The 16,433-nt window shown below is 62.8% G+C and carries 25 protein-coding genes and 1 tRNA gene; 13 read left to right on the top strand and 13 right to left on the bottom strand.

Annotated elements, in window-relative coordinates; all coding sequences use genetic code 11:
• Positions 1-16 precede the first annotated feature (16 nt).
• The 8 genes from J2Y55_RS22670 (at position 17) to J2Y55_RS22635 (ending at position 7,085) form a co-directional block, all read left to right on the top strand.
• Entirely contained in the window at positions 17-1,564 is a 1,548-nt protein-coding gene (locus tag J2Y55_RS22670) for an AAA family ATPase (protein WP_310158199.1), read from the top strand.
• The gene (locus tag J2Y55_RS22665; protein WP_310158198.1) at positions 1,561-1,974 is read left to right on the top strand and encodes a hypothetical protein; all 414 of its coding nucleotides are present in this window, start codon (positions 1,561-1,563) and stop codon (positions 1,972-1,974) included. The genes J2Y55_RS22670 and J2Y55_RS22665 overlap by 4 nt, the downstream gene beginning before the upstream one ends.
• Before the next feature lie 610 nt (positions 1,975-2,584).
• Positions 2,585-2,743, top strand: coding sequence for a helix-turn-helix domain-containing protein (locus tag J2Y55_RS22660; RefSeq protein WP_310158197.1), 159 nt, complete (start codon positions 2,585-2,587; stop codon positions 2,741-2,743).
• A 175-nt stretch (positions 2,744-2,918) separates the two neighbouring features.
• The gene (locus J2Y55_RS22655) at positions 2,919-3,257 is read left to right on the top strand and encodes a hypothetical protein (protein ID WP_310158195.1); all 339 of its coding nucleotides are present in this window, start codon (positions 2,919-2,921) and stop codon (positions 3,255-3,257) included.
• Positions 3,257-3,580 carry a hypothetical protein gene (locus J2Y55_RS22650; RefSeq protein ID WP_310158193.1) on the top strand — a complete coding sequence of 108 codons (324 nt, stop codon included), beginning with the start codon at positions 3,257-3,259 and terminating at the stop codon, positions 3,578-3,580. The genes J2Y55_RS22655 and J2Y55_RS22650 overlap by 1 nt, the downstream gene beginning before the upstream one ends.
• Complete coding sequence (locus tag J2Y55_RS22645) at positions 3,564-4,103, top strand: hypothetical protein (RefSeq protein ID WP_310158192.1); 540 nt, start codon at positions 3,564-3,566, stop codon at positions 4,101-4,103. Before J2Y55_RS22650 ends, J2Y55_RS22645 begins: the two co-directional genes overlap by 17 nt.
• Positions 4,104-4,359: 256 nt before the next feature.
• Positions 4,360-6,828, top strand: a complete 2,469-nt coding sequence (locus tag J2Y55_RS22640; protein ID WP_310158191.1) for a hypothetical protein — start codon at positions 4,360-4,362, stop codon at positions 6,826-6,828.
• A gap of 29 nt (positions 6,829-6,857) precedes the next feature.
• Positions 6,858-7,085, top strand: coding sequence for a hypothetical protein (locus J2Y55_RS22635; protein ID WP_310158190.1), 228 nt, complete (start codon positions 6,858-6,860; stop codon positions 7,083-7,085).
• On the opposite strand, the gene J2Y55_RS22630 is transcribed toward J2Y55_RS22635, so the two are convergent.
• From J2Y55_RS22630 to J2Y55_RS22590, 11 genes are all read right to left on the bottom strand, one after another.
• Positions 7,082-7,840, bottom strand: a complete 759-nt coding sequence (locus J2Y55_RS22630) for a hypothetical protein (protein WP_310158189.1) — start codon at positions 7,838-7,840, stop codon at positions 7,082-7,084. The genes J2Y55_RS22635 and J2Y55_RS22630 overlap by 4 nt on opposite strands.
• A gap of 42 nt (positions 7,841-7,882) precedes the next feature.
• Positions 7,883-8,284: a hypothetical protein gene (locus J2Y55_RS22625; protein ID WP_310158188.1), complete on the bottom strand. Its 402-nt coding sequence runs from the start codon at positions 8,282-8,284 to the stop codon at positions 7,883-7,885.
• A gap of 1,040 nt (positions 8,285-9,324) precedes the next feature.
• Entirely contained in the window at positions 9,325-9,597 is a 273-nt protein-coding gene (locus J2Y55_RS22620) for a hypothetical protein (protein WP_310158187.1), read from the bottom strand.
• A 61-nt stretch (positions 9,598-9,658) separates the two neighbouring features.
• Positions 9,659-10,102 carry a Panacea domain-containing protein gene (locus tag J2Y55_RS22615; protein ID WP_310158186.1) on the bottom strand — a complete coding sequence of 148 codons (444 nt, stop codon included), beginning with the start codon at positions 10,100-10,102 and terminating at the stop codon, positions 9,659-9,661.
• Positions 10,103-10,277: 175 nt separating this feature from the next.
• Positions 10,278-10,400: a hypothetical protein gene (locus tag J2Y55_RS30140; protein WP_404979008.1), complete on the bottom strand. Its 123-nt coding sequence runs from the start codon at positions 10,398-10,400 to the stop codon at positions 10,278-10,280.
• Positions 10,391-10,507, bottom strand: coding sequence for a hypothetical protein (locus J2Y55_RS30135; RefSeq protein WP_404979015.1), 117 nt, complete (start codon positions 10,505-10,507; stop codon positions 10,391-10,393). Before J2Y55_RS30135 ends, J2Y55_RS30140 begins: the two co-directional genes overlap by 10 nt.
• Before the next feature lie 23 nt (positions 10,508-10,530).
• The gene (locus tag J2Y55_RS22610; RefSeq protein WP_310158185.1) at positions 10,531-10,734 is read right to left on the bottom strand and encodes a YodC family protein; all 204 of its coding nucleotides are present in this window, start codon (positions 10,732-10,734) and stop codon (positions 10,531-10,533) included.
• A gap of 184 nt (positions 10,735-10,918) precedes the next feature.
• Complete coding sequence (locus J2Y55_RS22605; RefSeq protein ID WP_310158184.1) at positions 10,919-11,641, bottom strand: SOS response-associated peptidase; 723 nt, start codon at positions 11,639-11,641, stop codon at positions 10,919-10,921.
• Between the two features lie 4 nt (positions 11,642-11,645).
• Positions 11,646-11,861: a hypothetical protein gene (locus J2Y55_RS22600; protein WP_310158183.1), complete on the bottom strand. Its 216-nt coding sequence runs from the start codon at positions 11,859-11,861 to the stop codon at positions 11,646-11,648.
• A complete protein-coding gene (locus J2Y55_RS22595; RefSeq protein WP_310158182.1) occupies positions 11,861-12,244 on the bottom strand; it encodes a hypothetical protein in 384 nt (127 codons plus the stop codon). The genes J2Y55_RS22600 and J2Y55_RS22595 overlap by 1 nt, the downstream gene beginning before the upstream one ends.
• Complete coding sequence (locus J2Y55_RS22590) at positions 12,241-12,462, bottom strand: hypothetical protein (RefSeq protein WP_310158181.1); 222 nt, start codon at positions 12,460-12,462, stop codon at positions 12,241-12,243. Before J2Y55_RS22590 ends, J2Y55_RS22595 begins: the two co-directional genes overlap by 4 nt.
• Before the next feature lie 60 nt (positions 12,463-12,522).
• Here J2Y55_RS22590 and J2Y55_RS22585 point away from each other — a divergent pair, with 60 nt between their 5' ends.
• Complete coding sequence (locus tag J2Y55_RS22585) at positions 12,523-12,777, top strand: hypothetical protein (RefSeq protein ID WP_310158180.1); 255 nt, start codon at positions 12,523-12,525, stop codon at positions 12,775-12,777.
• 97 nt (positions 12,778-12,874) lie between these two features.
• On the opposite strand, the gene J2Y55_RS22580 is transcribed toward J2Y55_RS22585, so the two are convergent.
• Positions 12,875-13,486: a hypothetical protein gene (locus J2Y55_RS22580; protein WP_310158179.1), complete on the bottom strand. Its 612-nt coding sequence runs from the start codon at positions 13,484-13,486 to the stop codon at positions 12,875-12,877.
• 431 nt (positions 13,487-13,917) lie between these two features.
• Positions 13,918-13,993: transfer RNA gene (locus J2Y55_RS22575), tRNA-Ala, on the bottom strand.
• Positions 13,994-14,125: 132 nt separating this feature from the next.
• Here J2Y55_RS22575 and J2Y55_RS22570 point away from each other — a divergent pair.
• The 4 genes from J2Y55_RS22570 (at position 14,126) to J2Y55_RS22555 (ending at position 16,333) form a co-directional block, all read left to right on the top strand.
• Positions 14,126-14,416 (top strand): YggT family protein, encoded by a 291-nt coding sequence (locus J2Y55_RS22570; RefSeq protein ID WP_310158177.1) that lies wholly within the window; start codon positions 14,126-14,128, stop codon positions 14,414-14,416.
• Between the two features lie 13 nt (positions 14,417-14,429).
• On the top strand, positions 14,430-14,744 hold the full coding sequence (locus tag J2Y55_RS22565; protein ID WP_310158176.1) for a DUF167 family protein: 315 nt from the start codon (positions 14,430-14,432) through the stop codon (positions 14,742-14,744).
• Between the two features lie 70 nt (positions 14,745-14,814).
• Entirely contained in the window at positions 14,815-15,516 is a 702-nt protein-coding gene (locus J2Y55_RS22560) for a carbonic anhydrase (protein WP_310158174.1), read from the top strand.
• Between the two features lie 136 nt (positions 15,517-15,652).
• Complete coding sequence (locus J2Y55_RS22555; protein WP_310158173.1) at positions 15,653-16,333, top strand: cold-shock protein; 681 nt, start codon at positions 15,653-15,655, stop codon at positions 16,331-16,333.
• Positions 16,334-16,433 lie beyond the last annotated feature (100 nt).

Here is a 16,433-nt window from a genome sequence, read left to right as displayed (position 1 = left end):
CGCGCGGAACACTTGCATGACCGACAATGATTGGACGGCCCAACAGGGCAGGCCCTCGCGCACAGCCGGCTCCTACATGGTGGTCGGACGCGATCCGGTTCCGCCCCCGGTGAGGTGGCTCGTCAAAGGCTTGATCCCCCAGGGCGGCGTTGTGGCTCTGATTGGAGCGCCAGGCTCTGGCAAGAGCGCTGTAACCGCCGCTCTGGCTATCGCCACTGCAACCGACTCTGACTGGCTTGGGCAGATCACTCGGCCCGGCGTCCCCATGATGGTGAGTTACGAGGCGGCAACTAGCACCCGGCGCCGTCTTGCGGTCGTGCTCGACGAGAGCCCGGCGCCCCCTCTGATAGTGTCCGTTGTCCCCGAGAGGACGCTCCTCGAAAAAGGAGCATATGAGGAAATCCGGGGGATGGTCCAGGATGCTGGGCGCGACTGCGGCGCGCCTGTTTCGCTCATGGTGATCGATAGCCTTCAGAGCGCGACCCGTGGCGCTGACGAAAATTCATCAAAGGAGATCGGAGCGGCTTTCGGGGTGCTGCAGCGCCTGGCGAAAGATTGCGATCTCACCATCATCGTCATCGCGCACAATGGCCGCGACGGCGGACGTCACGCCCGCGGCACAAGTTTCGTGCTGGGAGATGTAGAAGCCCAGCTCTTCGTTAAGCCGTCGGTAGGAGGCGGCACCATCGAGGTGGTGAAGTTGCGGGATGGCGAGCCAAGCCGGCCTCTGCCATTCGCACTGGTCTCCGCTGGCGGCGATCTCGTGAAGGCGGTTGCTGTCGATGGCATCCGTCCCGATCGTGTCTCGCCAGATCAAGCCGCCTTGCTGGGCCTGATCATCCAAGCCGGGGGCGCGATGCCGATCAGTGAATGGGAAAGCGGTTTCGATAACGCTCTGCTCGCAATCAAACAGCGCAACCGGCAGGCTCTCAGGACGGCCAAGTCTGCATGCAAAAAGAAGCTCCTGGAGACAGGCCGCATCGCCATCGAAGGCGATCTCGTCAGCGTTAGAAAATCGTCAGTATCCGGCGATCCTGACGCATCGCCCTCGCAAGAGGCGGACGACGCGACGGATGGAACTCAGACGCGCGTCAGCGGCGTCAGCAAGCGTCAGAATCCAGGTATTGCTGACGCCCAGAGAAGGCCAGAAGCAGCGTCAGCAGAGACCCTCCCCCCCTTTAGGGGGAGGTCTGCTAACGCGCTGACACTGGGAGCATTGGAAATTGCCCAGCGTCAGAATCCGCAGCTGCTGACAGGTGGCGGGGACGGCAGCTCCAGTTTGATCCAGCTGGCTCGCACGATGCTGCAAGCCGCCCTCCCCGCGGACGGTCGCTTCATCGATGAGGATGGGTGGGACCAGCAAGTGCGCCAGCTGATGGTGGATAGGTTTCCTGACCATACGTCTCAGGTCGGACGGGCGATCGCCTCTGCGATCAACCAACTGGATGCCGCCGGCATCACCGAGCCTGGCGTCGAGCACGGCGTCCATCTGGTCCGCCTGCTGCAGGTCGGCGATGTGGCCGGCTCCGCCCATACAAGCATCGAACAGGAGCGAGCGCCATGAGCGACACGCTTAGATTCCAGATCGGGACGGCGAACGGACATAACCTGCCGAACGGCCGGCAGTACATCCGCCTCGATATCGGCGGCCTGCGTTTAACCTTGGTGGCCGAACCCGATGACGAGCCGGTGCCCGGTGCGGTCATGAGCTACAGCGTTTGGTCATCGCCGTGTCAGAAACCCCTAGCCCGGCCACGCCGCAGGACTACACCGCAACCAGAGCCGGAGCTTGCCACGGCCCCCCCAGCCGAACCGGAGGTCCTGCGCGATCCTGCAGGGGCCGGCATCGTGCGAGGGCCGGCGAGCCTGTCTGCGAAGGCCCGAACGGAGGCCGCCGCCCTGGATATTCGGTTCTGGCACGGACCGCTCTTGGACGACGACCTGTCCGATATGACATTTGCTCAGAGCGAGTAGGGCTTTCCAAGCGTCTTGCTCAAGCCCGGAGGCCTGCCTGAGCCCTGCCCCGTTGCTGTGTCACGGTAATCGGTAATTGCGTCACGGAATACGCGAATCCTGTCACGGGCCGGGTTTCAGGGCGTGGGGCAGGTAGATCGGCCTGGTGATAGGTCGGGCCTGGCCATAGGTCGTGAGCATGTCCGATCGTTGCTGTGAGATCGAGATGCTCGGGCAGGTCTAGCCTGGCCTATGGCGGGTCAGGGCTGAGCTCTATTCCAGGTGAACCGGGGTAGCGGGTCAGTCGGGCGTGGGCGTCCTGGGCCGGGCCTGGGGCTGGGCGAGGTCGCCCAACAGGATCGTAGGGACCGTATCGGGCTCTTTTGAAGGCGAGCCGCCCCGTGGCCCCCGGTTTCGGTCCGGGCAAAGAACTCGCTTGCGGGCTTCCGGGTAGGTTTCGAAATATATTTTTGATCGAGACCGCCTCCAATTCAGATACGTACGGCCATCCATGGGTGACAACGGGCACAAGCGACTAGATACGGACAGTAATTATCTCGACTGACATAGTATTGACTCCGCTATTGCTGTCGGCAATGTTCAGTCAGTGTCAGTTGAAGGCAACATTCCGATGCATGAAATGCTTCTCAAGAGAGCTGAAGCGGCCGCGAAGCTCCGCGTTTCGCTCGCAACGCTCGATCGATTGATCCGGGCCGGCAAAATTCAGGTTCGCCGCATCGGCGGCTCGATCCGGATTGAGCCGGACGCCCTCGACGCGGTGGGCCGGTGAGGACTTTCAACCCGAACTGTCAGCGCGTCCGTCGAGCGACGCCCAACCTCGATGCTCAGACCAGGCGCGAGGCCTGGCCGGGTGGCATGTCTGAGCTGGCGCTCCGGGCCTTCGAACGTCAGGCCGGCATCGTCCCACCGCGGCCGAACGCACCTTCGACCCCCGCAGAAAGGTAATGCATATGGAGATTCTTCCCCACGATCATCCGCGAGTCATCGCATCTTCGCCGGCCATGACGCCTGGTGAACGACGGGCGATGTGGCCACGCGGTGTCCGTGCCGACGTGGTCGCGGTGTCCGAGCGGAAAATGGGCGTAAAGCCGCCCGCCCCGGCCTCCAAGCCCGCGCCGAAGCCCGCCGCCACGACGGTCGCGGCCAAGCCGACGCCCGCGCCCCCGGCTCAGGCCCCCGCTCCGGCTGCCAAGGCAGCGGCGCAGACCCCCACGCGGCAGCAGCAGCTCGACAGGGCGATGGAGAACGCGATCCGCGCGTTCAATCAAAGGAATCAACTGTGATGTTCAGCATCGACGACCAGATTTTGAACGACTATCGACGTCGTGCCGCGGCCGCCGCTGCAGCTTTGAGGGACGCCTACGACGGCTCGCAAGCGGCTCGCCAGGAGCGCGCAGAGACCCTGGCTCAGCATCACCGCAATCGCGACAACTTCGGCAGCGATCCGCATCCGGCCGATTTGGTGCGCTTGGCGAAACTCGATCGCGATCTCGAGGTCTATGCCGCCGACGAGCGGAAGCTCCGGCCCGAACTCGACTACGCCAACGCCCTGTTCGGCGTGATCCGCGACTTCGCAAAGGAAGCTGGCCATGATGTCGTCCGCTGATCTCCGCACTCGCGTTGCGGACGCCCGGCGCCGTCTTGAGGCCCTGAAGGCAGCTCGCTCTGCTGCTGAAACCGCGCCTGTCGATCGCGAGACAGCCATCACCCGCATCGACGAAATTCTCGCAAGCGCGCACGCCAATCGGGCCAACCACTTCGAATTTTTGTCGAGTCGAGCCGGCGGATTTTCACGAGACGCGTTTTCCGCGCGAGGTAGCGCCGATCTCTTGGGATTGCTGACGGTTCTGGCACCGTCGGCCATCCGCGAAACGATGATCGAAAATATCCGGCCGGGCGGTTTGACCGAAACTGAGCGCCTCGAAACGCTGGCCAAGATCGACGCGAGCACCATCGAGCTCGAGATCCAGGAAGAGCTCGACCTCCGCGATCTCGACACGACGGTCGGCCACGAGCATCGCCGGCGCGGCGCCAGCCCCGCCATACTCCTCGCGCCGATCGAGGAATTGATCGCCGCGGCGCAGCAGATGAAACCGCCGGCCCCGGCGGCTGCGCGCCGCACTGCATGAGCTTCGCGCGGGCGGATGTCGACCGTCTGCCCGCGCGAGTCCCCCCGCCGGTGATCAGCCATGGCTGGCTGGGGGGCGAACTTCCTATTCACAGCGCCAGTCCAGGCCGCCGCTGTGAGCCTCCCCTGGGGTCGTGGACAGCCCTTGGGGAGGCACCGATCGGCGCGGCATCGTGGGGGCGCCGCGCTGACAGCTCCGGGACCGTTTCTGCCCTGTGGCGGTCCCGGAGCCACTTTCCTCTCGCTGGAGATATGTGATGGCCACCACTCGACTCGCCCAGCTCATTGTCAGCTTGAAGGACGATATGTCCAAGGGCGCCAAGGCCGCTGCGGCAGGCTTGGACGGCCTCCGTGCCTCTGCCGACAAGCTGGCCGGGACCCGTAGTTTCGGCGGCCTCGAAAAGAGCCTCGACCGCTCGCGGACATCGATCCAGGCAATGGCGCGCGAACTGGCCTCGGGGACGATGGGCGGAGCCTTCAGTCGCAATCTTGAAAAGCTGAAGGTCGCACCTCGCGAATTCGACCGCGTCAGGTCGTCGTGGCGCACGCTCCAAGATGAGTTGGCCCGCGCGCCCGGTGGCAGGAAAGCCGCTTCCGTGCTCGGCGCCGAAAGCACCTGGCGTCGTCAGCAGCTTTCCGAACTGATCGCCTCCCGAGGCGAGATCGCTCGTCTCAGGGAAGAGTCTGCGCGTCCAATCAGCCTCCTCCGTCGCGGCGCGCGCTTCGCGGCGGGCGCGGCATTCGCAGGCGGCGCCGGCTACGCGGCACAGCGAGGCGCTCGTGCGACCGCCGCAGCCGGGGGGCAGGCTCTGCGGGAAGATGCGCGGGACTACCTGGCTGGCATGACGCCGGAGCAGACGGCCAAACTTCGCGAAATCTCCGATGCCCAGAGCGGCAAGTTCAAGTCGCTGACCTCGACCTCGCTGCACAATCTTTATCGTGAGACGGCGACCACTTCCCTCGGTATGGGCGGCATGGAGGCGATCGCTCCCGAGCTGGCGCAGGGCATGACCGTCCTGCAGTCGCTCAAGGGCAAGGACGCGGCCCTCGGCCAGCTCACCGGCTTCATGCGGGCGCTCGACACGCTGGGCAAGAACGTCAATCCGGCAGAGGTCCGTACACTCCTGGACGGCATGGCCAAGGCCGCTGGCGTGCAAGGCGTTGAGTATGACCCGGCCAAGATTTTCACTTTCGCGAAGCAGGCCCGATCTGCCGGCGGTGCGCTGAGCACCGACTTCCTCAACACGATCGCACCGAGCTTGATCGCCGACATGGGCCCGTCGGCGCCTGGAACGGCTCTGGCGACGTTGATGTCCTCTGTGATCGGCGGGACCCTGTCCGCGGGCAACACGCGCCAGAAGTTGATGGCACAGCGGGACCTTGGCCTGCGTGGCGCCGACAATCGCTTGAACCCGACCGATCGCGACATGCTCGCTCAGAATCCGCACCTTTACGCCTGGGACCGGATCATGCCGGCGCTGACGAAATCCGGTGTGGACGTCAAGAATGAAGGCGCCGTCGCCGAAGCGTTGAACCGGCTCTACACTCGGACGGTCGCCGATCTGTTCGCAAAGTTGATCTCTCAGAAGGACCAGTACCAGGTCACCCAACAGCGCTTGGCCAAGGCGCCTGGCCTGGCAGGGGCTGCCCCTCTGGAGAGCAAGGACCCCTATGTCGCCCTGGCCGGCGTGACGTCTCAGATCACGAACTCGGCCGCGACCATCGCCGAGCCGATCGTCGAGTCGATCCTGCCGGCGATGTCCGGGTTCTCCGCCATCTTGAGCCGGTTTACAGAGGCGAGCAAAAAGGACCCGGGGATGTCCAAGCAGCTCGGCGCCATCGGCGGCGGCGCTGTGATGGGCGGCGGCATCGTGGGTTCGATCCGTGCCCTCTCGGCGATGTGGAATGGTGGCGGCATGGCGGGCGGGATAGCCGGCCTGCTTCGCGGTGGTGTTCGTGGCGGCATCCTCGGCGGCATCGGCGGCGGTCTGTTGAGCCCGATTCTGGCTTTGCGCGACGCGGGTGAGATCAAGCGCCCCATGACCCCGACGCGCTTCAGGATGGACGCCGAAATCAGCCCCGATGCATGGGAACGATCCCGGCGCGTACGAGACGAGATGCTCCGCGATCCCGAGGGAGCGCGTGGGCGGGCACTCTCCAGGATCGGGACGGCGCCCACTCCCGACGCTATGGCACCCGAGAGCTACGGCCTCTCGCCTGCCTCGGCAGCCGGAGCAGGCCAGGAGGCGGGCTCTGCCGCTGGCCAGGGCGTCGCGTCTGGCCTTGCCGCTCAGGGCCCGGCTGTTGAAGCGCAGGCCCAGGGCATCTTGGATCGCATCAAAGCGCTCTTCGGCGCAGGCGCAACAGTGCCGGTCACGCTCAATACGGGAAGCGCCACAGCCGGCTCTCCCGCGGCAGACGGCGTGCCCTCCGCGCGCGCCTCGGGTGGCTCTGTCCATGCCGGCGGCGTCTATGCCGTCAATGAATATGGCACCGAGCTTTTCCAGCCGGCCGAGGATGGCCGGATCATCGACCCGCGCCGGAAGGGTGCCAGCCTAGGCGGCGCCAGTGCCGGGCCGACGACCTTCTCCGCTCCGATCACGATCAGCGTAAGCGGGAACGCCGATGTCCAGGCACTCGCATCCCAGGTCGCGAGCGAGCTCGAATCGACGTTTTCAGCTTTGATGCGAGGCTCTCATAGCGACTACGGCGTCGAGACCGCGTGACCCCCACCATCCGACCAGGGAGCACCTCCATGGCCCAAGAGCCCACCCAAGACGAGATCGAGGCCTTCATTCGTCAGGAGGCCTTTGCTTCCCTCACGCGCCAGTTGCACGAGGTGGAGGAGCATCACGGCATAGCGGGGGCGGTGGCGGCCGCCCTGGGCTTTACGGCCGCGATGACGCAATGGTCTGAAGATGCGACTGGCGTGACGGTTGCCGAGGCCATAGCGAGGCAGCAGAGCAGTGGCCGATCCTCTTAGGACCGGCTTGGAATAGCGCATTCATCTGCGTCAATGGGCTTTGCGCCGGGATTTGGTTCGACAACGATCGGTGTGCCCACCAAGACGGTGCTATCCATGACCGTCGTAATATCTGAGATGTCGCCTATCTCGAGAAAGATGGCATCCTCATGCAGCCCTCTCGTATCTAGGATCGCCAGCCTCCATTCACTCTGAAAAGCGAAGGCGTTTGACTTGCGAAACGGGCCGAAATGGCCGTGGTGCACCGTCATGTCGACATAATCAACGATGCCATCGCAGCGCTCCTGCCCTCGATGATGCGCAAAATACCCTCTTCGTGAGAGGTCGTTTTGGATACGGCGTTTGAATTCTTTGACGTCGCGAACGATCACGGCCTTGTCGCCTAGCCGGGCTAGGCGGGAGTCGAGCAATAGTGAGCCCTGGCCGGCATTTAAACTGCGGTCGGTCACAACGGTCATGCAGAGCAGATAGGTCATTTCATCAGTCCCGTGTCTGATCTCGACCGGCCCCGCCAGACCTTCTACTTCAATATCATCGATCTTCATGACGATGCGCTCTGGCTGGAACATGCTTGCCAGGTTTTCAAGCACATCCTGTCTGCCACCATCGTCATGGGCGTCATCACGGCGGAAGCTGGCGACGGAACCCATTCGAATGCGACCGCGCCGAAACTCTTCAACCCATTCCTCGCTGATAAACTTTACGAGGGAGAAGATTTGAGGATGCGGACCTTCTTCTATCAACACGACGGCCATCCGTGACCTCCCGGCATCGAACGTTCGCGCCGGCTCCGCGCGTCACTCTCGATCAAGGTTGTACGACGCGGCTGGATCGAAGGTCAGTGGCATTCTCTTTAGAACCTCGTGCCCCATCGCATCGTAGTCCCCCCATTCCGGCTTGTGCTCGACAAAAGACAGACCATAGACGGTGGAGAGGCCTAGCGTGACGCACATTGGCTCGCCCCATGGCCTGCGAACCATGGAGTGCCGGAGAAATTGCCAGTCGGTGTGTCTTAGCCAGCCCCGAACCACCTCAAAGCCTTCGTTCTGGGCTACCCAACGTGCTGCATTTTGGTGGCATTCTCCCAATCTGGGCTGAAAGCCGTCCAGCTCGGAAAACTGCGCAACGCGATATTCGAGCGGTTGCGCGTCGATCGCCTGCTCCATCAGACTGTGCAGATTGGCTTTAAGATCAATCACGGATTCTGGATCGATCGTTGGTGGTGATCGGGCATACGCACTACGCTCCCTTCAGAGCATATTTCCGCCCCATGGGCAGCGACGCATCCGCCCTAGGGTGGCAACTGAGAGGCTCGCGCTCGCAATGATAGAGAAACGCGTAGGAAGGCCACAGGCCGGCTTCTTTGGATCGCATGAGCCCGGAGTCGCCGAACGCGCTATCCCCGACTCAGCGGCCTTCTGTGGGCGAATTCGCGCCAATCCTTGACGGGACGATAGTCGCGGAGTCATGCTGTTGATGCGGGAGGATTCGTTCTACCGCATAAACGGAAAAACCGGAGCCCTGGCAGGCTCCGGCTTCCATCACCGCGAAAGCCCTCGAAAGCTCGCGGATCGTCGTTTCGACAGCCGCAGCATATGCGGCAGCGACTTTCTGTCAAGCTTTTGAGGGCTCCATCTTGGAGACTCAGAGCTATGACTTGCCCATCACTTAAATTCGAAGATGCCGTTGAAATCTGGCTCGCCCATTGGTCGGGCGAGATTCAGAGTCGCATTGCTGCGCGGTTCGACGTCAACCAGGGCCGCGTCAACGAGGTCCTGAAAGAGCGTCGTCACCTGGGGAGCCGCGAAGCGGCATCCCGGCGCCGCAGCGCAGCGTGAGGCCAGCTATGGCAACGAAAATCGGACGCAGCGCGATCACAGGACGCTTCACCACGAAAGCGACGGCGGCCGCAAAGCCGACAACGCACATCATCCAAACGATCAAGACTTCGAAACCCTCGAAGCGCTGATCATAATGGGGGAGCCGGCGGGTCGATCCCGGCTCCCTTTTCACGGAGCGTGCTCAACCGTCAGACGCTGGAGCCCATGTAGCGTCACCGGACCGACCGAAGCCAATGACGACGGAAAGCTCGGGCTTGTCGCGGTTTTCCACCACTGCCGGCGGATGCTTGCCGAAGCGCGAGCGTGACCTGGCACGAGGCCTTCGCCGGCCTGTGGCGGCTCCAGGTGATGATCTGGCGCTTACGATGGATGTGCGTCAGATTGGCATGGGCTAGGTTTTATTTGTCCCTGGCGCCGAACAAATAGCCGAGCGCCAAGCCGACAGGACCGAGAGCCACCGGCACGATCCGAAGCAACTGGTCCATATCTGTTTTGAGGTCTAGCCTAAATAGCGCGACGGTCATGACGGTGAAGCAAAACAGGATGACGATAATTGCAGCGTTGCCCGGCTTCTCAGAGCCTGACCCGATACATGCCCCCACCCAGCCGCGGTTGAGCTGATGCATATCCTTGGCGTGTGCAAGATTGGCCTTGAGCTCATCGATAGCCAAGGGGTCCGGGGGCCGAACTATCGGTTCAACCCCCTTTGCGTCAGCAGCAGAAACGAGCGGCCTATCGGGTAGCGAGTCCAACAAAATAATCCCTGATCATCTCGTTGGGAATGAAGGCCAGGCCATTGCTTTTAGCTATGTCCCACGGCGACCCGGGCTCATGTGTCATCGCCGAAAGATTCACAGCGGGAATGCCAATGTACTTTTCCCAAGCTATGTCCAAGGACTGATAAAGGTCGGTTCGGTTTCGATTCACCACCAGCGGCGGCTGGCCCGCGCCTTCAGGAATATAGGTCGAGACCATTCCGCCGCCATAGCCTTTAAGGTCGTGGTAGATCACACCTACGACGGGGCCGTAGGGCCAAACCTCAAAAGGCTGATCAATCGCAGGCAGACCGGTTGTCGCCAGATGCCAGCCATGTGTGTAGAAAAGCATCTTCTGCGCCTTCATAGGCGACATATCAGAGCGACCTTCGCGGAAGGCGCGCTCCAGAAGTGAATTCATCACATGGCGTGTCGAGTAAGGCACCGGCTCCCCTTTAGGGCGGGGGCGTACCGCCCAGCTACTGAGCGAATCTCGCATCAGCGGATTAACATGTGGTGCTGTTTATCCCCCTTGTCCACAGGTGCGCACGAATTGTTGTCGAACGATGTCAGCAGCGGCCGCGCTAAGAGCCTCGCTATTGCTGGCGCCCGGGCTGATCTGTGGGCAGACGATCGCGCCAGAGCTTCTCACCCCGTTCATAAACCGAATCTGGTGTGAGCTTGTTGAATGCTGCCAGAACCTTTTTTCCTACGCACAAGTTACCCGCAGCGTCAAAGTAAGCCAGCGTCTCATCCCTAAGAAAAAAAGATGAGATGCGGCTTCCTCTTGATAGAGGAAGCGTTTTGCCCGGTATTGTCCTAGCATCCACTCCGCCGCCTGCTCGGGGTTCATTTTTTTGAAGCAGTGGCAGCGTCGGGCGCGGTGTAAAGCTGCAGCACGCCTTCAATATAGGCGCCTTGGGCCGCGGTTGCGCCTTTAAACCAACGACATCCATATAAATCGCTAGTCGATCCAGGCGAGCTCGAAATCGTCATAGGTGGCCCGCCCGATTTGAGCATAACCACATCACCAATCTTGAACTTGTTCGCCATTGCCCAGCCTCTGCGCATTTACTGACGAAGCATTTCACGTTATCTCGCTGCGGGCAATGTCAACGCCGTTGGAGCCCGCAGCACGTTGCCCGCTTCATCCAATGCAGCCCCTTCGCCTTCGCTGGGCGCGCAGCGCGCTTCGTCTTCCGCTCCGGCGGTGACGGTTCCGGTTGATGCTGTCCGGCTAGACCGCCTCATCCTTCTTCACGCCCCGCGCGACCTCCAAGAGCGCACCGTCTGTTAGAGGCCGCTGCAGCTCCTTGGCCTGCTCCCACGGCGCTGTCATCCACGTCTCGATCTCTTCCGGCTCGGTCAGGATCACCGGCATCGCCTTGGGGTGAATGGAGCCGACCTCGCGATTGGGTTCGGTCGTCAGGAAGGCGAACAAGTCTGCGGTTTCCATGCCGGTCTTGATCTTGCGCACCCCAGTCCATTGAGGGGTCCAGATGCCAGCAAAGAAGGCCAGTGGCCGATCCGGCGCGAGCGCGAACCAGACGTCCTGCTTCGTGCCGTGGTCGAACTCAGAGAACGAGGTCAGCGGCACGACGCACCGGCTCCCCACGCCGAGCCATGGCTTCCAATGGCTGCTCGAGGTGTTGCGGACGTTCGTGGTTCCGCCGTCCGGCTCCATCCGCAGCAACTCGTCAAAATCAACAGGCTTGCCCTTCGCCTCGAGCTTGCCGGCGCGCTTCTTCGCCGCCTCGAAGATCGCCCGCTTCGACGACGGCATGCCCCACCGCACCATGGCGAGCTCGCGCACGCCGTCAGGGGCGCTTCTGACGATCGGGGCGGGGTAGTCAGGGAAGATACCGGGGAGAGGTGGCAAGTTGCCTGTCGTGTCCCGCATAGCCCGCGCCATAGCGATAATAGCTGCCTGGCCCTTGGTCATTGAATACAGGTTGCACATCGGCTCAGGTCTCCGGTCGCCAGAGGTCGCGAGGATCGGCCGCACTGGCGGCCTTCTCATCCTCCAGCCCTCGATGCTGTATCCGCGCTTCGATAAGGGCCGTCTCCAGGAAATAGGCGAGAGTGCCGAACCCGCGCTTGTCGGCGTCGGCTTTGACCGCCTCCAACCGCTCGATCAGATCGTCGACACGACGAAGCGGGACCAGTGGAACGACCGACATCACTCGTCCTCGCCGCCGATGCGTCGCCGACGCTCGACCGGCGCCGGTTCGGAAGGGAGCATGTCCGCCTTGCCGCCCTCGATCAAGGTGAGACCCGCCAAGCTCGGTGGCAGGTCCGGCGGGCGGGTGCTGCCCAGGTCGGGGCAGTAGCCCCCGCACGGCGTATCGCTGAGCACGACGCGACCGTTCCTCTTCTGCGGCCGATGGGGGCAGTTTCGCTGGAACATCTCGATCAGCCTGCCGACGGTCTGGGTGGCGCCGAACCGCTCCGCCAGCACGGCCAGCCTGACGTTTGAATAGACCCGGCAACGCGTGCAGGCGAACCGCAGCACGACCCAAGGATAGTGCTGCAACGTGGTATGCGTGTTCGGAGGCTCGCTCACAGCTCCTCATCGACCGCCTGCCGGCGCGCGCCCTCTGAGAACAAGCCGCGGACAAAGCCGCGCGAGACGGCTTGCTCCGCATCAGCGACAAGCGCGGCCTGGTCGTGCAGCAGCGCACGGATCGCCTCGCGCGCATCGCCCCCGAACTCGGACAGGACCTCGTCGATCTCCTCTTCCGTGACGGATGGGATGGGCGATCGAGCGACCTGGACAGCCATGGCATTGCGTTCTCCGAAACGTGAACGTAATGAGAACATCGACGCAGAGGGAGTCAAGCCGTGGCTAGTGTCGAGACGTTCTTTATCCAGCCGTTCAAGACGCATCGAAAGCGGCTGATCCCAGGCCAGCGCGTCCTGGCGAAGACCAAGCATCACGCCCTACGGGATGGTGAGCGCCTGGGCCGCACGGCGGAGGGATTGGCTGTGATCCATGTCACTGCCGACGATGAAACCGGAGAGGTCAGCGCGCTGGAGGTTCTGGCTCGGCACGGCGAAATTCCGGAGGCGTTCGAAGAGGAGATTCGGGCGCTTTAGCGCGAGCGCGGCGCGTCTGCCTTCGACCTTGCCGGACATTGCGAACGCCCGCTCAGCAGATTGTGGATCAGCACTTCCTGCCGTGCTGGTGGCCGGATCAGTAGGGGTGGCAGGCCGCTATCGGTTTACCGGTCGGGTCGATCTCCATCAACACGCCTCCAACAAATCCGAACAACCGGCGCCCCGGAAAGTCAGCCGCCACATCGGCGACAGTAACCGGAAATGGATAGGGGCCAGGAGGGGAAACGCCGAGCGCTTCCGCGTCCTTCACGGAAATTAGCCGCGCGACGCGGAGCCCCATCTTGAAGTTAAGGAAAACCCCGACCACATCGCCGCCGGTCAGCACCCATTCGTTGTGCTCAGTCGAGTGGGCGAATGTTCGATCTACTGCGAGGCTGCTCAATGGCTCGCCAAAGCCGTCTCCGTCTTCGAGAGTGCCGGCGTCCCCTGTGGACAGGCGCACGATCTCACCGACGTTACGAGGCTTCACGATGATCCCGATCTCACCGAAGGTGTCTTGATGGGTTGGCCACACCACCGAGCACGACACGGCACGAACGCCTCCCGTCGCGAGATCACGGATCGTGTCTGCCAAATCGTTCGGGTACAACGGCTTGGGCTTGAGTTCGCCGCCTCGGTTTGAACGAGCGCAATGAACGATCAAAGCCTCTTTTGAATTCAGGATGTGCAAGAGATTGGTCAAGATCATCCGCAGGGTTTCCGATTGTGACAGCTTTAGCTACGCCAAGGACCGCTAACGACCCATAGCCGTCACGGCGAGCCAGGTCTCTCGATCACAAAAATCTCGCCAGCATCTGCGGCCTCCCGCAGGCCCTTATAGGAGGCATGCCGGCGCTTCCAATCGCCCGTCGAAACCCGATCGCTGCAGGCAGGGCGGGCGTAACCCACCTCATGCCCTTCTTGGCCAAACCTGGGATGGCCGGCTTTATCGATCACCCGGCAGGGCCTTTCGTGAATCGCTCCGTCCAGCATCGAAAGCCTGCGACATTATGCCAAGGCATTCCGCTTTCAGCCGCGGATGACCACCTACATCCACCGCCAAAACTAGGACGCAGACTAGGGGAAAGGTACGCAACGGGAGAGAATTCGCATTAAGTTCAAGAACTTAATGGAAGTGCCTGGTGGAGCTGAGGGGAATCGAACCCCTGACCTCTGCAGTGCGATTGCAGCGCTCTCCCATCTGAGCTACAGCCCCAAGGCGCTGGCCTTCTAGGCCGTGCGTCGCGTGGATGTCAATCACCCGCACCACGACTTCGCGCATGACGTCGTCGCGGAGTCGGCGGAAATATCGCGCTGCCGTTCAACACTGATTCCAAGAGGAATGCCGATGCGTGCCGTTCTCGATGTGGTGATGCTCGCCTTGAACATCTACACATGGCTCCTGATCGCATCGGCTGTGCTGAGTTGGCTGATCGCCTTCAACGTCGTCAACACGCGCAACCAGTTCGTCGCGACGGTCTGGGATTCGCTCTACAAGATCACCGAGCCGGCTCTGCGGCCGATCCGCGAACGCCTGCCCAGTCTCGGCGGCATCGACATCTCGCCGATCATCCTCCTGCTGCTGATCTTCTTCATCCAGAGCGTCATCGTCCGCTACATCTACCCCGCCGTCTTCTAAAGTTAGAGACTGCGTGCCGGCTTGGCGCGAATCGCAGGCCGGCCTGCTCCTCTGCGTCAGGCTGACGCCGCGCGGCGGGCGCGATGGGCTCGACGGCATTGAGACCCTGGCCGATGGGCGCGAGGTCCTGAAGGTCAGGGTCCGCGCCGCTCCCAGTGATGGGCAGGCCAATGCGGCGCTGGTCGCGCTGCTGGCCAAGCTTATGGGCCTGCCGCGCTCGCGGGTGATGCTGGTCGCTGGCGCCTCGGCCCGCTTGAAGAGCGTGCCGCTGGAAGGCGATTCGGCAACGCTTCTGGCGCGGCTGGAGGCATTTCTCGCAGCCGGGTGACTGGTTTCTGCCCAACGCTGCGACGCAACATGCGCTTGACGAAAGCCCTCGCATCCTGTTCGAGAGAGGCATGGACAAGCCAGCGGCCCCATTCCCCGAGCGCCTGACCGAAGGCTACCGCAATTTTCTCGACGACCGCTTCGATCGCGAGAGAAGCCGTTACGAGGAACTCGCCGATAGCGGGCAGACGCCGAAGATCATGCTGATCGGCTGCTGCGATTCGCGCGTCTCGCCCGAGGTGATTTTCGATGCACGCCCGGGCGAGATGTTCGTCGCCCGCAATATCGCCAACCTCGTGCCGCCCTTTCAGCCGGACGACCAGCTCCACGGCACCTCCGCCGCGCTCGAATATGGCGTACAGGCACTCCGGGTCGAGCATATCGTTATTCTCGGCCATGGCCGTTGCGGCGGGATTCGCGCCTTTGCCGACGACGCGCAGGGGCCGTTATCCTCGGGCGATTTCATCGGCAAATGGATCACGCTGATCGGCCCCGCCGCGCAACGCACCGGCGGACGCGGCCGCAACGAGACCTTGGAAGACTATGTCGAGCGGCTCGCCTTCGCCTCGATCCAGCAGTCGATCAACAATCTGCGCACCTTCCCTTGCGTGCAAATTCTCGAAGGGAAGGGCAAGTTGCATCTGCACGGCGCTTATTTCGCGGTCGCTACCGGCGTGCTGATGCTGCTCGATCCGGCGACCGGGCAATTCGTCCCGGCTGTCGGCGAGATGCCGAAAAAGGTGCAGATGATCCGCTGCGACGAACCGGGCTGAGAGCCTCGCGCGAGTGGCCTCGCGCGGGTGAAGGAATGCAACTTCGGGTGCGATAATTTCCTCTCGCGCCCCCGATGACGGCCGGGCTGGCTTGCGCTAGATTGCTGCCTTCCGATCACCGCATTCTTGAAGCTCCATGTTCGATCGTCGCAAGCCTCCCGCTGCCCAGCCTTTCGTCACCCACGAGAATATCGAAGCCAAGGTCAAATGGTTCGACCCCGAAAAGGGGTTTGGTTTTGCGTCGCCGGCCGACGGCTCCGGCGACGTTTTTCTGCATGTTTCGGCCCTTGGCCCACTCGACCAGCAGGACCTTCAGCCCGGCGCAACGATCATCGCCGATCTCGGCGAAGGCCGGCGCGGCCTGCAGGTCGTCGCCGTTCACGAGATCGACGCCTCGACCGCGCAGCCGGCGGCGCCCCGGTCCGACCGCGCGCCGCGTCCCTTCTCGCCGCGCCCGCCGCGTGACGATTTCGGCGGTGGCGGTGGATATGGCGGCGGCGGCTACAATGATCGCGGTGGCGATCGTGGCGGCTATGGCGGTGGTGGCGGCTACAACGACCGCGGCGGTGATCGCGGCGGCTTTGCCAGCCGCGACAGCGGCCCGATGGAAGGCCCGTTCGACGGCGCCGTGAAGTTCTTCAACTCCGATCGCGGCTTTGGCTTCATCGCCCCCGACAAGGGCGGGCCGGACGTGTTCCTGCACGTTTCATCGCTCGGTCGCAGCGGCCTGCAGCCGCCGATGGACGGGCAGCGCGTCCGCTTCTCGATCCGCGCCGGCAAGAAAGGCCCCGAAGCAGCCAATGTCAGCTTCATCTGAGACGGCGACTCGATAGATATCCAAGCCCGCCGGGTCGCGCCGGCGGGCTTTTTTTGGTCCCAGGCTCAGCTGGCTCGGAACCACGTCGTCATCCCGGACA

The organism is Allobosea sp. BE125 (assembly GCF_031456075.1).
Taxonomy (GTDB): Bacteria; Pseudomonadota; Alphaproteobacteria; order Rhizobiales; family Beijerinckiaceae; genus Allobosea.
This window is presented reverse-complemented; position numbering and strand designations above follow the sequence as displayed.